General features: G+C 46.1%; 21 protein-coding genes. 11 read left to right on the top strand and 10 right to left on the bottom strand.

The window, feature by feature from the left end:
- Window positions 1-33: 33 nt before the first annotated feature.
- Window positions 34-642, top strand: a complete 609-nt coding sequence (locus F566_RS0118730; RefSeq protein WP_020408555.1) for a DUF4291 domain-containing protein — start codon at window positions 34-36, stop codon at window positions 640-642.
- Window positions 643-662: 20 nt separating this feature from the next.
- Here the strand turns inward: F566_RS0118730 and F566_RS0118725 are convergent, their stop codons facing one another.
- The 8 genes from F566_RS0118725 to F566_RS33400 all read right to left on the bottom strand — a co-directional run bounded on the left by F566_RS0118725 (window position 663) and on the right by F566_RS33400 (window position 6,422).
- A complete protein-coding gene (locus F566_RS0118725; protein WP_020408554.1) occupies window positions 663-839 on the bottom strand; it encodes a hypothetical protein in 177 nt (58 codons plus the stop codon).
- Between the two features lie 115 nt (window positions 840-954).
- Window positions 955-1,467: a hypothetical protein gene (locus F566_RS33410; RefSeq protein WP_020408553.1), complete on the bottom strand. Its 513-nt coding sequence runs from the start codon at window positions 1,465-1,467 to the stop codon at window positions 955-957.
- A gap of 109 nt (window positions 1,468-1,576) precedes the next feature.
- Entirely contained in the window at window positions 1,577-1,987 is a 411-nt protein-coding gene (locus F566_RS35620) for a hypothetical protein (RefSeq protein ID WP_020408552.1), read from the bottom strand.
- A gap of 39 nt (window positions 1,988-2,026) precedes the next feature.
- The gene (locus F566_RS0118710; RefSeq protein ID WP_020408551.1) at window positions 2,027-2,770 is read right to left on the bottom strand and encodes a hypothetical protein; all 744 of its coding nucleotides are present in this window, start codon (window positions 2,768-2,770) and stop codon (window positions 2,027-2,029) included.
- A 129-nt stretch (window positions 2,771-2,899) separates the two neighbouring features.
- A complete protein-coding gene (locus F566_RS0118705) occupies window positions 2,900-3,448 on the bottom strand; it encodes a pentapeptide repeat-containing protein (RefSeq protein ID WP_020408550.1) in 549 nt (182 codons plus the stop codon).
- Between the two features lie 97 nt (window positions 3,449-3,545).
- Complete coding sequence (locus tag F566_RS0118700) at window positions 3,546-3,875, bottom strand: hypothetical protein (RefSeq protein WP_020408549.1); 330 nt, start codon at window positions 3,873-3,875, stop codon at window positions 3,546-3,548.
- A 35-nt stretch (window positions 3,876-3,910) separates the two neighbouring features.
- A complete protein-coding gene (locus F566_RS0118695) occupies window positions 3,911-4,432 on the bottom strand; it encodes a hypothetical protein (protein ID WP_020408548.1) in 522 nt (173 codons plus the stop codon).
- A gap of 19 nt (window positions 4,433-4,451) precedes the next feature.
- Window positions 4,452-6,422 carry a hypothetical protein gene (locus tag F566_RS33400; RefSeq protein WP_020408547.1) on the bottom strand — a complete coding sequence of 657 codons (1,971 nt, stop codon included), beginning with the start codon at window positions 6,420-6,422 and terminating at the stop codon, window positions 4,452-4,454.
- Between the two features lie 530 nt (window positions 6,423-6,952).
- Here F566_RS33400 and F566_RS0118685 point away from each other — a divergent pair.
- From F566_RS0118685 to F566_RS0118660, 5 genes are all read left to right on the top strand, one after another.
- Window positions 6,953-8,953, top strand: coding sequence for a type VI secretion system Vgr family protein (locus tag F566_RS0118685; RefSeq protein WP_020408546.1), 2,001 nt, complete (start codon window positions 6,953-6,955; stop codon window positions 8,951-8,953).
- A 34-nt stretch (window positions 8,954-8,987) separates the two neighbouring features.
- Window positions 8,988-9,755, top strand: a complete 768-nt coding sequence (locus F566_RS0118680) for an AHH domain-containing protein (RefSeq protein ID WP_020408545.1) — start codon at window positions 8,988-8,990, stop codon at window positions 9,753-9,755.
- Between the two features lie 2 nt (window positions 9,756-9,757).
- Window positions 9,758-10,363, top strand: coding sequence for an imm11 family protein (locus F566_RS0118675; RefSeq protein WP_020408544.1), 606 nt, complete (start codon window positions 9,758-9,760; stop codon window positions 10,361-10,363).
- A 320-nt stretch (window positions 10,364-10,683) separates the two neighbouring features.
- Entirely contained in the window at window positions 10,684-11,442 is a 759-nt protein-coding gene (locus tag F566_RS0118665) for an immunity 49 family protein (RefSeq protein ID WP_020408542.1), read from the top strand.
- 1 nt (window position 11,443) lies between these two features.
- Window positions 11,444-12,595 carry a hypothetical protein gene (locus F566_RS0118660; RefSeq protein ID WP_020408541.1) on the top strand — a complete coding sequence of 384 codons (1,152 nt, stop codon included), beginning with the start codon at window positions 11,444-11,446 and terminating at the stop codon, window positions 12,593-12,595.
- Between the two features lie 314 nt (window positions 12,596-12,909).
- Here the strand turns inward: F566_RS0118660 and F566_RS0118655 are convergent, their stop codons facing one another.
- Window positions 12,910-14,568: an autotransporter domain-containing protein gene (locus tag F566_RS0118655; protein ID WP_245555275.1), complete on the bottom strand. Its 1,659-nt coding sequence runs from the start codon at window positions 14,566-14,568 to the stop codon at window positions 12,910-12,912.
- A gap of 274 nt (window positions 14,569-14,842) precedes the next feature.
- Between F566_RS0118655 and F566_RS0118650 the strand changes: the two genes are divergently transcribed.
- The 3 genes from F566_RS0118650 to F566_RS0118640 all read left to right on the top strand — a co-directional run bounded on the left by F566_RS0118650 (window position 14,843) and on the right by F566_RS0118640 (window position 17,573).
- Window positions 14,843-16,036 (top strand): glycosyltransferase, encoded by a 1,194-nt coding sequence (locus F566_RS0118650; protein WP_026180134.1) that lies wholly within the window; start codon window positions 14,843-14,845, stop codon window positions 16,034-16,036.
- A 77-nt stretch (window positions 16,037-16,113) separates the two neighbouring features.
- Window positions 16,114-16,629: a DUF4136 domain-containing protein gene (locus tag F566_RS0118645; protein WP_157496891.1), complete on the top strand. Its 516-nt coding sequence runs from the start codon at window positions 16,114-16,116 to the stop codon at window positions 16,627-16,629.
- 203 nt (window positions 16,630-16,832) lie between these two features.
- A complete protein-coding gene (locus F566_RS0118640; RefSeq protein WP_020408536.1) occupies window positions 16,833-17,573 on the top strand; it encodes a substrate-binding periplasmic protein in 741 nt (246 codons plus the stop codon).
- 82 nt (window positions 17,574-17,655) lie between these two features.
- On the opposite strand, the gene F566_RS0118635 is transcribed toward F566_RS0118640, so the two are convergent.
- Window positions 17,656-19,014, bottom strand: a complete 1,359-nt coding sequence (locus F566_RS0118635; protein ID WP_020408535.1) for an SLC13 family permease — start codon at window positions 19,012-19,014, stop codon at window positions 17,656-17,658.
- Between the two features lie 267 nt (window positions 19,015-19,281).
- Between F566_RS0118635 and F566_RS0118630 the strand changes: the two genes are divergently transcribed.
- Window positions 19,282-19,872 (top strand): phosphonate degradation HD-domain oxygenase, encoded by a 591-nt coding sequence (locus F566_RS0118630; protein WP_020408534.1) that lies wholly within the window; start codon window positions 19,282-19,284, stop codon window positions 19,870-19,872.
- A gap of 14 nt (window positions 19,873-19,886) precedes the next feature.
- Window positions 19,887-20,225 (top strand): DMT family transporter, encoded by a 339-nt coding sequence (locus tag F566_RS0118625; RefSeq protein WP_026180130.1) that lies wholly within the window; start codon window positions 19,887-19,889, stop codon window positions 20,223-20,225.
- The last annotated feature ends 35 nt before the right edge of the window (window positions 20,226-20,260 follow it).

The following is a 20,260-nucleotide window of genomic DNA, read 5'->3' as shown; positions in this document are numbered from 1 at the left end:
AGAGTTTTTTAAACCAAGCAAAAAGCAGTAATTATGATTAACCTCAATCCTCACCGGCAAATTAGAGCAGTTTATACAGATAAAGTGATTCGTGTTTATCAAGCGTACTCTGACGCTATAGCTGATAGCGCGATAGCTCATGGGACCTTTGTTTCTCTGCCATTTAAAATGGAACGTATGACCTGGATTAAGCCCTCATTTCTCTGGATGATGTATCGCTCTGGTTGGGGGAAGAAAGATAGTGGCCAGAATCGAATTCTGGCCATAGATATTAAAAGGGATGGATTCGAATGGGCGCTAGAGCATAGTTGTCTAAGCCACTTCATTGACGGGTGTTACACCTCGAAAGAGGAATGGTTGGCTGTTAAAAATAACTCTCCTGTGCGAATTCAGTGGGATCCAGAAAGGGATTTGCACTTGCAGCCGTTAGGCTACCGCGCGATACAGGTTGGTTTGTCAGGGGAGGCGGTTGATCTTTATGTGAATGAATGGATTGAAAGTATCACGGAAGTTACCGAATTGGCTGACACTATCTGCGCTCTCGTTGAGCTCGGAAAACTGGAAGAGGCTCGTTTACTACTGCCAAAGGAGCAGGTTTACCCTACCAGTGAAGGGCTTGCTAAGAAGATAAACTGTCTCTGACTTGTGGAAACTTCTACAAGCTATGGTAACTCGGAGAGGAGTTCCTCCAGCCACACCTGGAGATCTTGCTGAGAATCAAAATCTTCTTCCGTTAGTTCCTCATATTCCTGCGGTGAAATAAGCTCTTTTTCGATAGCTTCCTTCAATTGGCTCTTGAACAAGTTGATATCATACGGAAAACCCGTTTCTGTGATCATCGCCTCTCTGATGAGTAAGGGGTCATAGCATTCGACGTGACAATATTTCCGCAGTATTCTTTTTAGAGGTTCCTTTATTTGATTCATCTAAGCTCGGTAAAAGTTGTCTGAATCATTATTTAAAGGGCTCATAGCTCTTCAGTCCTAATTCTGTCGAAATGCGCTTTAGATCATCCATCAACCCTTGTTCCAGCATGTATTGTGGAATGTACCAGTCGTGACGAGCTCTGCGCGAGATGTAGCTTTTTCTGCTGGCGTTCCAGAATGAATATCCAAAAAGGTCTTCGGCGCAACAGTTGCGCATTGGATTAATTCCCAGTTTTTCACCCTTGATAACTGTTACCTCATTGGTTTTGCCTGGTAACGCGTCGGGATCGGGCTTGTGATTCCAAAATTCATTTTCTATGGTATCGATAAACCAGGGTAGTGCTGCCAGAGGGTATTCTTTTTGAGCGCTTGTATACTTTTTGTGTATTGGGCTGTAGGAGCTTTCCCACAGAGCTAAGTATTGACCTTTTTTAAATAGCTTTACTTTGTCATCTGGGAACATGTCATATTTTATATCTATCAAAAACAGTTCGTCAGCCTTTAAATGATCAGGGGTTATTAGTCCCAGGGCGATTTTCATAATTAATTTAGAGGGAGTTAAACCTCTCTTTCCTCTACAGAAGTATTGAAGCTAAATTTGAGCATGAAGGTTGTGTGCGGCAAGTGAGTTTGTCACTTTAAGCTGAGCTTTATAGCGCTTCTAGGGTATCATTGATTAGCTTTGTGGGAATCAAAATTTCAAGCTCTGTATAAGATGAGGCTCTTTCCAATAATCTCATTTTGTCCTCGTCAACCCTTAACCCAGATATACGAAACATGCCCCTGACGGCTTCGACTCTAACAAATAAGTCTTCATTACTGTCGTTAAGGATGCTGTTCAGTTGCTCCATAACTTGCTTGTCTGCGTTATGATGATTGATGCAATGAATGCCAAACCTGAAAGAGACTTTAAACTCAGGAACATCATATCCATGATCGATAAACTCATTGCGCCATTTGTTGACGTCGAGAACCCACAGATCTCGATCACTTCGGAACCAGCGGATTTTTCCACGATAACGAATTGCAATAACTACTTCGTTGGTATCTGAACTATTCATCTGTGGTCATGTCTTCAGTATTTATTCTAAAGCTGTTATTCAGATCCTGTCAGTGAAATATTTGAGAGACTGTTCGGCTTCCAGTGCTACGGCAGGGTCCTGGTTTTTTGTATATGTGTTTAGTAGTTCGAGGCTTTCTTCACTTGGGTAATACTTTAGGGCTTCAGCAATATTGGCTTTGGGGTTGGGCGTAGATGCTGGTAAATTTGTAAATTGCTGAATTGTCTGCCAGCCCTTATCTGGATCTAACTTTGTTAATACCGGTAGTAGCTGACTAGCCTGATAGGTTTTTCCTAGAGAAAGTGTATTGTTAATTGCCTTTTCAATAAATGGGATGAGTTCAACAAAATCGTTGCTTAGAAGTCCGAGCTTTAGCTTGGATTCGAAGTAGTAATCCGGATAAATCGCCAGTATTTTTTTAAAGGCTTTCAGCATTCTTTCCTTGTTGCCTTCCGACAAGCCATATAAGTGAACGGCATATGATAGCTCGTCATATACGTTGTCTTCACCTGTGATTCGATTTGGTGAGAAGCCTTTGTTGGAAATGTCTTCTTTGTTTATATATTCTTCCAGCTTGTCCAGTGCGATATCTTTTCCCCAGGCCGCTAATACCAATGTCGATTGGTATGAGAGATATGGATCCGAGGAATTTAGCATTTTAGATAGAGCAGGAACCCGTTCTTCCAAAGGGGGGTCGAGAAGCTGTACTTCATCAAGTCCAACATCTTCTCCATATTCATCCGTATAGAGTAGGCGGTATTCTTCTGAGTTAATTGGTGGCATCCTATATCAGTTAACCCCTCTCTTTAGAGAGTTGAAGGTGTTATGGGCTGGGGTCGTTGTTAATTCAAAAGTTATCTCCTGGCCGAGACGAAATCAGCGGGCTTTTTTCTTCAATTATCAACATAGCCTTTACTTGATGACAGCTCCTTTCATATCTGCTATTTCTCCTGGAATGGTGCAGTCATGAAAGTAGGTATTGCTGAAAACTGCGGAGCTGAAGTTTGCTTGCGTTAGGTCGCAGTTGTCAAAGTCAGTACCAACTAGAGATGTCTCGATAAAGGATGAGTTGTTAATTTCGGAATCGCTAATCTCTGCTCTGACTAAGTTGGCTTTATCAAATTTTACATTTAGAAACTTGCAGGAGTGGAAGTCTGATTTGCTCAATTCCGCATTATAGAATGTGGTTTCTGATATTTCGCAATTACCGAATTGTGCGTGGTTTAAGTCTGTGGAGTTAAATGTGCAGTTTGATATTTTCGAGTCATGCGCGCACAGGTCAGAGAGATCCAGATCGCTAAAATCAGCATTTTGTATTATAAAGCCAGATAAATCAGTGAGGCGTACGCCAGATTTTCCGCCGGAGATCTGATGTTCTCTGTGTTTGCTGATTAACGTTTTTATATTTTTGGCGGATAGTTCAACTCTGACTGACTCTTTCATAAGCGCGGTGGCTTCCATCTGTTGTCTGGCTAGTAAGAGTCATCGTAATAAGATTCTTCACCATTTGCTAACTTCTGTAAAAGATCTTGGAACTCTATGTTCAGTTTTTCTTTATCTAAGCTTTTTGGATTGAAATAGTTTTCAATTTGTTGTTTGACATGGGATGCAAACTTTGACGTGGTAAGCGAGCTCTGTACTGTCTTACATAGTGAATATGGGATGCATCCCATACTCCATCAGAGTATGTTTTAGTTGGAATTACTGGCTTTTTAGTTGCTACATCTTTGATATTGCTCAGCCATTCATCAACGACAATGCATGATTGCATGTAGTCGCTAATTAGTACTGAATCCTCTTCGCTAAGCGCATCTTTGTTTTGTAGTAAGATTATTGCACCAGAGAATTTGGTGCCCTTTTCTTCCTTAAAGTAGGGAAGTGCTTTCATGTCAAATTTTACGCGAGATGGTTAAAGAGTTGTGCTTATTTAAAAGGCTCATATCTCTTTAACCCTAACTCTGTCGAAATGCGCTTTAGTTCATCCATCAACCCTTGTTCCAGCATGTATCGTGGAATTTGCCAATTCTGAGGAGGAGTTCTTCCTATATAAGGTGTTCTACTTTTGTTCCAAAAAGAATAACCAAATAGATTCTCGGCACAGCAATGCCGCATGGGATTTATGCCAATTTTTTCACCATTGATGTTCGTCACTTCATTGACTTCACCAGGTAATGAGTTCGGATTAGGTTTATGGTTCCAGAACTTGTTTTCAATAGTATCAATAAACCAAGGTAGCGATTTTAAAGGGAATTCATCTTGGTTATGTCGCCTGTTGTTTGTAAATAAGCTGGTAAAACTAGTCCAAACAACTAGATGGTTTGCTTTTTTAAATAATTTTACTTCCTTGTCGGGAAACATTTCGTAATGAACGTCTGCCAAGAATAATTCATCCGCTTTTAAGTTATTTGGATCAATTAAGCCTAAGGGTTTTTGTGTTATGTCCATATTTACATGCAACTTTTATCTATAAAGGTGTTAAGTCTAAGGTTTTTACAATGTTGTCGTCTTGTAGTTCGGATAGCTTTGGTAAGTGTCTCTCTAGGGATAATGTTTCTACAACACCGTACTTTCCACCGCCAGCGGCAGTATTCGCAGTTAATCCATTGCCAGTAAACTCTGAGTTTGCGCCAATTTCAGTACGTATATTGTGTCTTGCGCTAAAAAGTTTTTCTTCATCGATGTTCATCTTATCTGAAAATTCGAGTATTTGCTCGGAATCAAACTCATTACCTCCCGCATCCCAGAACTCTTGCATTTTATTTGCGTATTCTGCTTGATATTCTGAGTTCATCGTCTGTCTGATGATATCGGGTTCATGTATTCCGCCTAGTTCACGTACGCTAGCGTCGGCCAGGTTATCCCAGCTTGGAACTATGGTGTTTTGGCCAAAATTTTCCAGGTTTTCCCCTCTATCGACAATATGCATCACATAGTCTTTGCTTGGATCGAAGTTGGATTCTGCTCCCAGGACCTGATGGATTAATTTGGGGTCTGAATCTGCCGCCTCAAGTTGATCAAATGATGTCGTCCAGGTGGGAACAAGCCCGCTATCGCGTTGGTATGACAACTTTGCGTCGGGATTGGTGTTTTTCGGCTGTATGCTGACGAGGAAGCGCTCATTGGCGGTGGCTCCGGTGGCAACCATTTCTAATAATTGATCATCGGAATACTTGGGTTGGTAAGGTGGCAACCCTGCAGCTTTTCGTTCCTCTATAGCTTCCCGAGCCCGTTTTAGACGAGCTTCGGCTTCTTTTATAGAACTGACCGGTTTGGACGTTGGAGCTTTGCTATCAGTTGCTTTCTCGGGAGTGTTCGGTTTCCTCTTCGGTGCCTCCTCCTTAATCTTAATCGGAGGCGGCTTGGGCTTGCTGGGCTCAGTCGTTGCGCTGCTGGATGGTTTGCCGGTTCTTCTGAACAGGCGGTGTTCCGGCTTGACGCGTTTCTTGCGTTTAGCCAGGCGTCGGCCCAGGTCGACGAAGTATTCGCCGAGTTTGTTGAGGATACGGATGTAGCGAGCTTTGCTGGCTGTGATGGCGATGATGGCTGCGCCACCGGTCAGGAAGGTGAGGACGGCGCCGAGTATCAACTCAAAGGCAGCGCCGCCAGACATCTCGGTCAGTTCCAGGGCATGTTGTGCCCGGATATAGCCTTCCACAAAATCCACCAGCTTTCGATGCAGGCTTTCGTCTTCCCAGATGACGGCGGCAATGTCGAAAGCCTCATTCAGCATCTCTGGGGTGATCTTGGTGGGATCAAAGCCGATAGCTTCCACCAGTTCTTTCTTTTCCGCTTCCCGATAATTGCGTTGAAAGATCTCGTACCAGGATTCTGGATTGTCTGCGGCCCAGCCTGCGGTCACTGCCGCTTTCAGCAAGCGCTGCATGCGTAATCTGGGAGAGGCAACGTCATAAGTTTCTTTGACGAAGCTCATCATTGACCAGACGGCATTGCCCAAGCCGACACCGAAGGCTTTGGCGTAGGCGGCGGCTTTCTCCAGTGAATTCCGCTGGCCATGTTTCTGCTCAATCGCCTGGGCTTCGGCCTTTTCAATCTGAATAATGTCTTTCAGGGTCCGGTCTATTTGCTCGCGAATCGCTTGTTCTGCCCGCGTGTCCGCATCGGAGATCACCGGGGCCTGATGGCGATAGACTTTGAGGCTGCCTCGGGTGAGGGCATCGGCCAGTTCATCGATACGATGAATGGAGCGAGGATCGGCTCCGGCGCCCCAGTCACGTCCGGGGAAATGCAAAAGGCCGTAGAGAAGTCTGTACACCTGATGGGATTGTTCGGTTTCCAGTCCCATGACAAAACCATGGGCATTAAAAGGATTACCTGGGCCAAACAATAGCTGCTGTAGATGCTCGAAGGTGTCAACGAGAGGCCTGGTGATGATACAAAGGCCGTAGCTGGGGTGGTTAAGCGTAAGGTAATCCATTTCTGACAATCGTTCCCGGATTGAGGTTCCTGTATCCCTTTGGCCACAACTGGCTGGGGAGGGCCTGGAATTGTATTCCTGGCAGCTTTTGTAGAATGTCGAGCTCTGTCTCAGTTTGCTTATAGAGGCTCTGAGAGGGGTGGGTAACGCGACATCTTGTCTGTATAGGGTGGTCGATTTTAGTCTGAGGAATTAAATTTTCAATCATCCAAAAGGTATAGGGGGGTATATTGAATAAGTCGATAGGTGATTGAATAATTAGGGGGTTTTCCTATTCGGACGCTCTTCGGTATCCTTGGAATCTTTATGTACGGAATTGAGCGGTGATATTCATAAATAAATTGACTGGTTTGATGAAAAAAAATCGCTTAAGCAGATAACAGGAAGGTTTGTACTTAGTGTACGATCTATTATTTATGGAGTGTCTCGCGAGTTGTAACTTCGTCACGAGGTATGCACAGAAGGCATTGAGTCGTTCAAAGGTTGATATCCAGCCAACACGATGAAGCAGGACTATAAGGTTTCAGGTTATGTCGATTAAGCAAGAGAATCAGGTAATTACAGTGTCTTCGCCACTGGGTGCGGACGTTCTTCTCATGAATCGTTTCCATGCTACCGAAGCGCTGTCATCGCCATTTTCCATTACGCTGGATGTACACAGCTCTGAAGAAAGTATTGATCCAGCCAAAATTGTCGGCAAGTCTGTCACAATTAAAGTCTCGTCGGACCCTGATAATCCCCGTTATTTTAACGGCATTGTATCCAGCTTTATGGCGGGAGGATCGCAGGACAGACGAGTTCGTGATTATTTCCTGAAACTGGTTCCCTGGTTTTCACTCCTGCAATTTCGTCAGAACAGCCGGATATTTCAGGATAAAAGCGTTAAAGACATCATCACGAGTATTTTTTCGGAAATGGGGTTCAGCGATTTTGAGTGGAAACTCCAGAAGAGCTACCAGCCCCGAGTGTACTGCGTTCAGTACCGCGAAACAGATTTTAAATTTATCAGCCGACTGTTGCAGGAAGAGGGGATCTTCTACTACTTCAAGCATGAAGATGGCAAGCACACGATGGTCATTAGTGACTATGCCAAGGGTTACGATTCAGTTCCTGCATCGTCATTAGACGTGGTGGATGGTTCTCATACGGATTTTACGATCAACGGATGGAAACATGGCTACCACTTTGTCAGCGGGAAGGTCGAGCTGACTGACTACAACTTTGAAACCCCTGCGACAAGCCTGACAGCCTTCCAGAAAAGCCTGGTTAAGTTACCCAATATCGATAAATTCGAAGTTTATGATTATCCCGGTGAGTATGGTCAGAAAACTGAAGGTGACAACTATGCCACCACTCGAATGGAGGCCTTGGAAAGTGCCTACTCCAGTGTCGATGCGGGAAGTAACTATCCACCTATGACCGCTGGCTTTGTTTTTACTGTCGGTGATCATCATGATAAATCAGAGAAGAAAGCCAAATATGTTCTGACCCGAGTGGAGCACCACGGTGAAGAAGGTGGGTATCGTGCTGGTAGCAGTGGTGGCGGAACCTACTCGAACAAATTTACCTGTGCACCTGCGGCAACAGTCATTCGGCCTTCAGTCACCATCGATCGACCAATTATCAGTGGCACTCAGACCGCTTTGGTTGTGGGGCCTTCCTCCGAAGAAATTTTCACCGATGAATACGGTCGGATCAAAGTTCAGTTTTACTGGGATCGTGAAGGCAAGAAAGACGACAAGAGTTCCTGTTGGATTCGGGTCGCTCAGATCTGGAGTGGTAAAAAATGGGGGGCTCAGTATATCCCCCGTATTGGTCAGGAAGTGGTGATCTCATTCTTGGAAGGGGATCCTGACAGACCACTGGTCATCGGTAGCGTGTATAACGCTGAAGTGATGCCTCCGTACGATCTGCCTGCCAACAAGGCGCATAGTGGTGTCAAGAGCCGCTCCACCAAAGAAGGCGGCAAGGAAAACTACAACGAGATCATGTTCATTGATGAAAAGGGCAGTGAACTGGTTCGGGTGCATGCGGAGAAAGATCGCAATATCACGGTAGAAAATGACGATACAGAAAGTGTCGGCAATGACCAGAGTATTGCTGTTGGCAAGAACCAGACGGAAGATGTTGGCGAAAATCGGACGACCAATATCGGTAAGGACGATTCCGAAACGGTTGGCAATAATCAGAGTATTACAGTCGGCAAAGATCAGACGATCAATATTGACAAGAACAAAGTTGAAAATATCGGTGGCAAATCCAGCCTGGCGGTTGAGAAGGAAGCTGAGATCAGTATTGGTAAAGACCTAACGGAGTCCGTCGGTGGTAAATACACCGAATCGGTTACCAAGGAATATGCTCTCGATGCCAAGAAGATACAGTTGACTGCCGCCGATGAGATTAGCATTAAGGTTGGTAAAGCCAGTATCACCATGAAGAAGAATGGCGATATTTCTATTAACGGCGCTAAGATTAACGCCAAAGGTTCCGGGGTGATTACGATTAAGGGTAGTCAGATCAAAGAAAACTAGGATGTATTGGCAGTAAGCTGAAGGGTGAATTACGATGACTACCGTGGCAGAGTCAAAGAAAAGTTATGACAACTTCAAAGCCAAATGGAAGAAGCTTGAGGAGAAAGCCAAAGAAGAAGGCGAAGAGTCCGAACACTTAAGTGATATGGCTGCCAATCCCGGAGTTTATGGGCGGGGAGGCGCTTACGCGAAAAATGGCTATCACTATATTAAAAATAAGGCTGATCGCAAGAAGGTTTATGATTCAACCAATGCTAAGTTGAAGAAGGCGTTGGAAAGCCGTTTTAAAAGAGCTCAAGGGACGACTGTCGGCTCATCTGAACATATTAGTCGTTACAAGTATGTATACAGCAAGACTACATCCGCTGGAAAACAATTCAATTTTCATAACCAGAATATGCCATACCAAAGTGAAGCACACCATATGCTTCCAAATGAGGTGTTTTCAGGAAAGAAAGCAGAGTTTAATGAAAGTCAGTTGGAATTGCTGAGAAAGGTGCCTTACAACCTTAACCATGGTGAAAATATAATATTCTTGCCAAAATATGAGTCTGATTGCGTCATTCACAGTCTCCCTCAACACAATGGTTCGCACCCTAAATACAATAAGAAAGCAGGCTCGGAAGTTAAAAAAGTAAAGTCCAAATTAGGTAAGAAGAAAGCAGAGCCTTGTAAGCCAACTGAAGTTGTTGTGGAAGAAATACTGACGGATTTGATCTCGTATCAGCAGTCGATGTGGGATTGGATTATCAAGCAAGGGCCCGGAAAATTAAACGATCATTCAGATGATGGAGGAATATAATAATGTCCGCCCCTGAGAGGGAGTATTATTGTTGGGTTAATGATAGCGAAAGTGATAGCTTTGCTGAACTTGGTGAACTACCAGCGGAGCTGGAGGAGCATTACTGGAAACTTACTGATGGAGTGGCATCCAAAGACTGGTTTCCAGAAGGGGTTGTTTTTGATCTGGATCCCAATGAGGGTATTAAGCTTGCGGACTCCATTCCTAATACATCTCATTTAAAAGTGATTTCTGAGCGGATGAAGGATCTATTGGAGCAATACAGCTCTGAATTTGAGTTTTTTCCGGTTGCTATCCGAAATGCCAAGGGTAAGCTTGTTAAAAAGTCTTATTTTCTTGCCAATTTATTGAAGTCAATTCCAGGGATTGATATGCAGCAGTCTAAAGTACGAACTTCTGCTCTTGATCCTTCACAGGTTAATAATATTGATAAACTAGTACTAAACGCAGCTGCGACTAAATCAGGCTCGTCCATATTCCGACTGACTGAGTACCCTTATTTGTATGTCGTTACCAAAGAGTTGGCGTTAGATATACGGAAGGCCCACGGATGTGATGGGCTCAGGTTTATTCCAGTTAAAAACTATAACTCAATTGACTATTTTTAGCTCCCTTAGATGCATGCCATTAAACAGCGGGAAAAATACCAGAGAGTACATCTCTTTTTAGGTTGGGCGAAATGACTGAGCATGGTTTGATCTCTAAGGAGCTGGCGATAAGAAATAAGCGGGAGAATGGGTGTACTGGAATGCTGTTCGTCTTTTTAAGCAGCTTCTCAGGTTAGCCTACTTTAAGGTTTGTAGAGTTATGCTTTATTTTCCATGGGAACACAGTGATGATGAAGACTTGGCGGTGATACCCCGAATTCTCGGTGAACTCGATCTGAAGGAGTGTCATGCAAAGTATGAAGGCTAGAAGGGGTTGATCATTGGGAAGTTCCATCGTTGAAATCGACGTCTTAACTGAAAATCTTGAGTTCAGACTAAGCCAATATCGGGACATCTTGACCACTGGGGCTCGCGATGAGGGCTATTTCAGAGCTCTGGCGGATTCGGTTGTGAGGCTGCGTTGGCTCGGGATTTGCCAGTTGTTGGGGCAAACAAATGTCAGTGGTTTTTTTGCGCGGAATGTAGAAGCTGCACGATTATGTAAGCAGTTATTTGATGAGACAAAATCTCATGTGGATTTCGCTAAGTTTGGATTGGTCAGTAATTATCTGCCAATGTTAGGTGCTTACATTGCCGGTGAAGAGAATCTGGCTATTCAGATTGCCACGTATAGTGATCGCGCATTCCAGGAGGACTATGAGTACCAGGAAGATTACACCTACGGAAAGTTCTTTGCTCAGTGGCTGAAATTTGGTTCGCGGTTAGGCAGCTTTATAGATTTGACATTAAATGAGCTTGAAGCGTTGGAAGAATCCGGTAGTGCCCGGTTTGCGCTTATTTCGGCGTTGAAGATAAAGAGCTCTGATGATTTTAATGATGCGATGCAACAGTTTATGAATGAGCATGAGGAATATTATGCGGGCATTGAAGGAACAATGTCTCTGGACAAGGAAAAGTTTACCGCTGAGCGAGCGATCAGCGTTGAGGCTTTGGCCTGGCTGAAGATTGCTCCGGCCGCCGGATTGGATGTTCGAAAAGACTACATATATACCCCTCAGATCCTGACAATGGCGCTTTAGAATGTCTGATGCTACATACGTGAAGTTTACCGCTAAGGGTATGGTTAGTTCGCTGGGGGATGTTCTTAATGGTTGTGCCGCCGCCAGGGCTGGATTGAGCAGGCCAGCGGAGCTTTCCTTGGCTGTCACCCTCGCCGACGAAATTATGCCCGTATCGCTTAACGGATACCCTTGCCACCAGGTTCAGGGTTTTCAGGAGTATGGAAGGCTGAGTTTTCTTGCTTACCTTGCGGTGGCAGATCTGGTGAAGCAGTTTCCTCGCGCTGCTGTTGGCGAATCGTCGATTATCGTTAATCTTCCAGCGTCATGTGAGCGAACTTCCCTGGATCGTCAGTGTGCAAGTACCGGTAAGTCTGGCCGGAAACTGTTCAGTGAGTGTTTCAGCAACTTGTTGGAAGCCAGGCCGCTGAAGCTTTCAGGTAGATCTGTTTATATTTTTGAGGAAGGTGGGGCAGGAATTGGCAAGGCGCTGGTGTCTGCACAACAAATTCTCACTCAGGGAAAATCCCGCTCTTGTCTGGTGATCAGTGTTGACAGCTATCTGGATGAAGTCACGCTTGAAGACTTTGTGCTATCCGGCCGCGTTCGGACTCCAGATGTTTCTCAGGGTTTTTTGCCGGGTGAAGGTGCCGTTGCAGTGTTGCTTGAGACATCAAAGTCTGAAGCAGAGCCCTTGGCATATCTCTCGTCGATTGCTCATGATGTTGAAGATTATGAGTTCCCTTTGCCGTTTGAGCTGTTCGTAGAGGAAGAATCGCTGGTGGATGCTACCAATGATGATTCCGAAGAGTTAGAAGAGCCTCCCGTGCTGGATACGCCGGGACGGGTGTACGCCAGAGTTATTGAATCCGCCGTCGCGCACTTGGCTCCGGAAGGTAAGTGGTTGATGATTAATGATTTAAATGGCGAAGTGCTCAAAGCGAATGAGTGGGGGCAAATGATGGCTCGCATTTCAAGTAATTATGATTTTGTGCGTGAGTCTGAATGGGATACCCCGGCGCTTTATTTTGGTCATACGGGCAGCGCTTCTATGGGGGTGGCTATTTGTATGTCTCTGCACGGTGCAGTCAGAGGATACCTGAAAAATCATAAGGCTCTCATATGTGGCGGTTCTGATAGAGGGCTAAGAGCAGCAATTACGTTGCAGTTATAAATCGCAAAGGCTTGTTTTTATGCCAGATTTGCGTCTTACGAAGGGCTTCTGCTTCAGGAGGAAATCAAGCCCTTTTCTCGAGACTCATTAGTATCCCTCTATTGGTTTGCTGAAATTGTTCAGCCGGTTTGGGATCTCTCCCAAGGATACCCACCGCTTTATTCCGGATGTTCTGGTATAGAGCTTCGCGCCATTTCGAGTGGCATCGCTGAATTGGTGGTTTGGCGTTATTTGAGGTCGATTTAGATGAGTGGTATTAAACAAAAAAGGGCTGCAGGTGCAGCCCTTTTTTGTTGGGGGCAATGTTCAGGTGCTTAAAGCTCGTATCTCACACCTACGTTGATCTGATAAGCGGAGGTATCTTCATAGCCCAGAATCTGGCTGTAGTCACCATACAATGACCAACCTTGAGTCAATACGGCAGAGGTGCCCACTCTGAGTTGATAGAAGAGGCTTTCCTCGCCATCGGAACCCAATTCAAATGACTGTTGCGTCGGGTCATTAATGAAGGTGAAAGACACTGTGCCATAGTTGCCGGTGCTTTCGCTCGCTACGCTAACGCCTGCGTAAGGTACCAATACCCCCCATTCCTGGCTGATGGCATAAGAAGCATCCAAGCCGGCTTTGAGTGTGTATTGATTCAGTTTCTGCTTGTCGATAGCCAGCTCATAGCCTTGTCCGCCGGATTCCTCAAACGCATCAATTTCAATCGAAACATAATCTGCGCGCAGGTAAGGGGTCAGTTCCAGGGCGTTCATGCTAACAGGGTAATCGACCTGCAGGCTGGAAAAGTACTGTGTAGCATCGGTGTTGCCCTTGATGCTGCTGGTGAAAGTGCCGGCGGGTTCCTGATAGGTCACATGGCGACGGGTATCAAAGGAGCCTCTTTCAGTGCCCACCTGAAAGTTGAAGTTTGCGCCTTTCCAGTTTGCGGTGGAGAACAGAATCACGGAGTACAGATCAGAATCGGTTGATCCGGCGTTTTCCACATAATCCAGTTCGTGATTTGTCCAGCCAACAGCAAGGCCCGCGACCACAGATGAACCGAAGCGGCGGTCAACACCCACTGTCAGCCCGGTTGCCGTGTAATCATAACCAGCTTCCAGGGAAGTTTTGTCACGCTCTACGTCGGAGTAATGTGCACTGGCAAACAGGCCAAATTCAGGCATGTTGTTATCGCCGGCTGTTCCGCCGTTCATGGGAAGGTCATAACCATTGAGCGACACAGAAACAGGCGAGTGACCTGATTTGCGTTGTTGCATGTGACGATTGATGATGTCCATCTGCATTCTGGCAGAGTCAGAGGTAACCCGTTTCAGGGCCAGGAACTCCTCTGGAGCGATTTGGGTCATGATGTCGTCCAAACGCTCTGGGTTATCTGCAGCAATGTCTGAAAGGGCGTTACAGCGATCGACCAGATCATTGGTGACCTCAGAAAGGCCAAGTTCATCACAGGCTGTGTCCAGGCTGGCTGCTACACGCTTGTTGGTAGGGCCGCTAACCTCGGATTCTAAGTCACTGAGCTCTCTTTCCACAGGCTCTTCCGGTTCCACGGGTTCTTCCGGTTCGGCCGCTTCAACAATGATTGTTACTGTTGCTGTTGAGCCGATTTCTTCTTCTATAATCAGGCGGGCGGCTGATGGTGGAGGGCCTTCTTCCCCTAAATCTTCCCCGCCATACTCGGGTAAGGAGTCAATGGTATAAGTAAAGCTGTCAGTTCCAGAAAAACCATCTTCTGGTGTGTATGTGAAAGTACCATCGCCGTCAAAGTCAATTATTCCATGAGCAGGATCTGAGAAATTTTGAATTTCAATGATATCGCCATCAGGATCAGTATCATTGGCCAACACGTTGATCGTGACGGCTTCTCCTTCCATGGTGGTAGCGTTGTCGTTCTCGGCAACGGGATTAATGGCAAGGGCGTTTCCAGCCAAGGCCGTGGTGAAAATAACGTAAGGGATTCGTTTATCCATTAACATGACTTTCGGTTCCATTTTGTGGGATGTGAAAACGCGACAATTCTATAGGTTTCGCTGTGGAAATCTACAGGCGGAAATGGAAAATCTGCCAATTTTTTGTAATAAGAATCAAAGAGTTGACAGGGGTCTCGTTATCATGACAAATGTTTCGGTTGTCGCTTAGGCCGAATGGGATATGAGTATCTAAACGAAAGGGTTGCCTGGCTAAACGAAAGATTAGTTGGCGATAGATGTTGGTAGAGAAGAAACAAATGGGGTAAGTAAAGTTTTGGGTAAAGTTTTATGCGCCTGGGAACTTGGCGGCGGCAGAGGTCATCTGGCTGTGATATCAAACTTAAACAGGGCATTGCTCGAGTTGGGTTATCAACCTGCAGTGTCTCTGAAAGACCTGCATCAGGCTCATCAGTTTTTTGATCTGGATGCGGATACTCTAGTTCAGGCTCCTGTCTGGCAACCGCAGTATAAGACGAAATATCCGGTGCGTTCTCTGGCTGATGCTTTGATGCTCAAAGGCTACCGGGACGTCGGTACACTGAAAGCGATGGTCATGGCCTGGAGACATCTCATGGAGATGTTTCAGGTTAATGTACTTTTCTCGAACTATGCTCCCACCGCGCAGTTAGCTGCCAGATCATTGGGGCTGCCGATTATTACCGTCACTAGCGGGTTTGCGCTAGAGCCAGCAGGAAAGCCTTGTATCTGCTGGCAAACGTTTGAGCCATTGGTGCAGAACGGGTTGTCCGCGAACGAGGAAAGATGCCTGGATACGGTAAATCAGGTGCGATCAGACCTGGGAATGCCGGAGCAGGCATTTTTGAGTGATATCAATCTGGCCGATGTTCATATTTTTCACCACCTTGCAGAGTTGGATATATATGCGGGTTTCAGATCAGGGGAGGCTATATACCAACCTTTCTCATCACCTCCAATAAATGAGTCAATAAGGGTAAAAGATGGGTCGAAGGGGGCGGTGATTCTTGCCTATCTTGTCTCCTATTATCCCAAGTTGGATATCGTGCTGGAGGCACTGTGTCGAATTAAGGGCAAAGTGATTGTCTCCTGCCCGGGGTTGCCGGTAAGTAAAGTGGCTGAGTGGCAAGAGAGGGGATTGGAAATTTATAACCAGTTGTTGAATCTTGATGTGGTCTTGCCACAAGCCCAGTTAGTGATCGGAAATGGCGGTATAGGCATTGTTTCCCAGGCTTTGTCTCATGGTGTACCTTTTTTGGGATTACCGTTTCATATGGAAAACCTTTCGAACTGTAAGGCAGCTCAGGGCGCAGGGGTTGGTGAATACCTCGCCCGGGTTGAAAATCCCGATGAAGTGGCAGCGTTTGTGATGCAGTGCCTGAAAAATACCTGTATCAGAGAACAATGTGAAAAGCTCCGTGATCAAAATACGGATAAAATCAACAAACCTCTGACAGAATCATTGAAACAAGCGATCAGCATGCTCCCCTGAAGATCTTTGCCGGTTGTTCAGGGGATACAAAGGAGACAATAAAAATGAAATATCCGAATTTGTATGGGAGATGGAAAGTGCCTGCTATTAAGGGCCTGCAGGCTATTATCTTGATTTTGATTCAAGGGGTGATCATCGGATGCGCGTCGACAGAGCATAAGCCGGTTGTTGCCATGTCTCAGGACTTATCGGCTGATCGATACTCCGGATTTGTGATTGAGAACAGCAGCCAGAGAGAAGGGGATATTTATCTTCTGCTAAACGAAGGAATACAAAAAGTATTCACTGAAAAAGGTTATCGGCCAGCATCAGATGAAAATGCTTCGATGCGTATTCGATATCTTCTGTTGGTGGAAAGAGGCCAGCGGCTTGTTGAGCAGGTGGTTCCCACGGGGAAAGGTGATTTGACCAAGCATTATATGGAACCGGTCAATGAAGCAAAATTCCTGGTGAATATTGTCGATATGGACAGCAATCAGGTTGTCTGGAAAGCCTCAACGGTGAGGGATATTTCAGGAAAGTCTCTACCCTCTCAAGTGGAGGTCGACGAAAAACTGGCAGCATTTTTTGCGACATTCCCTGAAAAGAAATAATGAACAAAGATTGATGGGGAAACTGGTGAAAGTGTATTGGCGCCTTTGAATAACGGCTGTCAAAGGACGCGAATTTTTAGAAGCTATGTGAGAAATATCGACTCTATTGAGCGGAAAACATCCTAAGGTCTGCTAGGTTTAATAGTACTGCTGTTTCTATAAATTGTGAAAACAACGTCAAGCATCAGTTACTGGAGAACACTATGTCGATGTCCAAGTTAATTTCTGCCCTTTTATTCATCTGTCTGGCCAATTTGACGCAGGCTGATACTGTCAAGCTGACTTCACTGGACTGGCCGCCTTATACCGGAAAAAGCCTGAAGGATAGTGGTGCAAGCGTCGCGGTGGCCAAGGCAGCGTTTGAAGCGATGGGGCATACTCTGGTGGTGGAGTTCTACCCCTGGAAACGTGCGGTGAACCTGGCCAAGGATGATCCGGGTTATGATGGCTACTTTCCTGAATATTATGCTGAAGAGCTGAAGCAGGACTTTATACTTTCCGAGCCTATGGGAAGCGGTCCTCTAGGATTTGCTGAACTAAAATCAAAACCCGTGACCTGGAATTCGCTTGACGACCTCAAGAAATATCGCGTGGGGGTGGTCAGTGGATATGTGAATACAGCCGATTTTGACGGGATGGTGGCACAGGGACAGATCAAAGCCAGTGAGGCCACAGATGATTCCAAGAATCTGCTTAAACTGGCTGCAGGTCGAGTCGATTTGGCGGTGGTCGATAAGAATGTGCTGAGTTACCTGATGACTGCTGATCCACAACTGAAATCTGTGGCGTCAAAACTCCAGTTTAATTCTCAGCTACTGGAGGATAAGAGTCTTTACATCTGTTTCAAGAAAGGCCCAAGAGGCGAAAAGCTGGCAAAGGATTTTAATGAGGGGCTGGGGAAAATTGATGTAAACGCTATTATGTCTAATTATCTGGCTCAATAAGCGTCACTTGACCGGCTGCAGGACTCTGAAGTCGGTCATAGCTTTAAGTCTTGCTCTGGAGACTTGCTAAGAGCCGTGCACACTAGTGTGCTATGAGATACGCCGACAAAACGGCAATGCAAAGCACGTTGACCAGAACTCCGCATTTAATCATGCGTTTTTGAGTGACCATGCCGGTACCGTAAACTAGAGCGTTAGGTGGCGTAGCTACGGGTAGCATAAAGGCGCAGGATGCGGCCACCGCGACACCAATTGCCAGTAGCTCCGGAGGCAAACCGGTTTGTTCCTCGGGCAGCGAGAAAAAAATAGGTACCAAGAGTGCTGCGCTGGCAGTATTGCTGGCTAATTCCGTCAAAAATACCATCATGGCGATCGATAGTGTCAGGAAGATCCAGGCGGGAACATTCTGAAACCAACTGACCAGCGCGTCTGCCAGGAATAGGCTGGCCTGTGTTTCCGACAATACAACACTCAGTGTAATGCCTCCCCCAAAGAGCAGCAGTACTCCCCAATCGGTGGTACGAGCAAAATCTTTCCACTCCAATAGCCCGCTTCCAACGAGTATCACCACGGCAGCCAAAGCAACGAAAGAATCGAAATCTTTATCGATACCCATCAACCTTGAAACGGGCTCACTGAATAGCCACAAACATACAACTATGGCGAAAATGACCAGAACGGTTTTAGCCCGAGGATTCCATTGCATCTTGAATTCATCAATATCTTTGTCTGCAGAGGTGGTGGTTTCCGGGAACTCCGGTTTCAGTGTCAACCACAGCAGGCCTATCGTTAAAGGCAGTAATAAAACGACAGCCGGTATCCCTATTTTCAGCCAGGACGCGAAATCCATGCCCAGGATTGATGCCGCAATTGCATTCGGCGGACTTCCGACCAGCGTGCCGATTCCGCCAATGTTGGCGCTATAGGCAATGCCCAGCAGCATAAATGTTAGTGTGCTCTCATGACGTTCCCGATCAAAGCCACCCAGCAATCCCATCAATACTGGCAGCATCATGGCGGTCGTCGCGGTATTGCTGATCCACATGCTGATAAAGGCAGTGGCACCAAACAGGTAAAATATCGCCAATTTTAACTGGCCACGAGCAAAGCCGACGACTCGGCGTGCCAGCCACTGATCCAGATGGTGGGCTTTCAGAGCGGCTGCCAGGGCAAAACCTCCCATGAAAAGATAGATAATGGGGTTTGCAAAATTGCTTAGTGCTTCTTTGACCGAGAGAATACCGGCAGCAACAGCCAGAAGCGGGACCAGTAAAGCTGTGGCGCTGATATGAATGGCTTCGGTGAGCCAGAGAACCGCGACAAAAGTCAGAATTCCAAGTCCTTTTGATACATTGGCATCGGCATCAATGATCCCGTAGACGAGAAACCCCAGTGCTGTAGCAACAAGGATTGTGACTGGGCGGCGTAGGCGAGCGTTCATTCTTCTCCCTTTGATTTGTTGCCCGTAAGTGATTCGTTGCCCGTAAGTGATTCGTTGCCTGTCATCGCTTTTATCATCGTACCGGACTGTTAGCTCTAAATGAAATCCATGATTTAAGACAGACTAGCCAAGAAATGTTTTCTTGCCTATACAGTTGCTGGCCGATATCAAGCTTACTTGAGCTAAATCAAAGGTTTGGTCATAGTTATGTAAGCATTTCTCATTTAAAATGGACGGACTTCACTTCGTTGTGACCGGAGCCCGCCCATGACGTCCTCAAACTCAGCTTTATCCCATCCAGTTCATGATTTTCGTGCAGAGCTGGCGCGACTGTTCAGACTATATGGTGGACAAGGCTATGGTGAAACCTGCACGCAATATGAGCATATGGCTCAGTGTGGCTGGTGGGCTGAACAAAAAGGGTATGATGCATCAACCATTGTGGCGGCCTTTCTTCATGATATCGGGCACCTGATTGCTGAAGACCAGGACATACCGGGCAGGGATCGGTGGGGATATGTCCATCATGATTCACTGGCTGAAGAATGGCTGAGAAAACAGGGTTTTTCCGAAAATGTCTACCAGCCGGTCGGTTTACATGTGCAAGCAAAAAGGTATCTGGTTGCTGCCAAACCCGGGTATGCTGAGGGATTGTCTCTTGCGAGCCGAACGACGCTGGAACAGCAGGGCGGGGCATTCACCAAAGAAGAATGCCTGGAATTTGAACGATTGCCTGGTTTTGTCAACGCTATCCGCTTGAGAGAACTGGATGAACTTGGGAAAGCCGAGGATTTTACGCTGCCTGAGCTTGATTACTGGCTGGATAAATCCTGCAGTCTCTTAAACACTGTGGAATGAGGTCACTGTGGTATATGTTAAAGCTAAGCTATCTCTATCTGTTGATCGCCATCATTTTTGAAGTCATCGGTACTACGGCGCTGAAATATTCGGAGCAATTTACCCGCCTGTGGCCAAGTGTTCTGGTCGCGTTGTGCTATGGTGCAGCCTTCTATCTCCTGGCGTTGTCGCTCAGGCAGCTGAATGTGGGGGTTGCCTACGCAATCTGGTCTGGAGTGGGCATCGTCTGTATCGCTTTGATTCAGGTGATGTGGTTCCGCCAGTGGCTGGATATCCCAGCGATGGCAGGAATCACGTTGATCATCACTGGTGTCGTGGTAATCAATGTGTTCTCGAATACAGTGACGCATTAGGATTTATTGAGACAGGCTATCTGGCGGGAAACCAG

The organism is Hahella ganghwensis DSM 17046 (assembly GCF_000376785.1).
In the GTDB taxonomy this organism is placed as follows: Bacteria; Pseudomonadota; Gammaproteobacteria; order Pseudomonadales; family Oleiphilaceae; genus Hahella; species Hahella ganghwensis.
The sequence above is the reverse complement of the archived record's forward strand: the minus strand, read 5'-3'. Positions and strand labels throughout refer to the sequence as shown.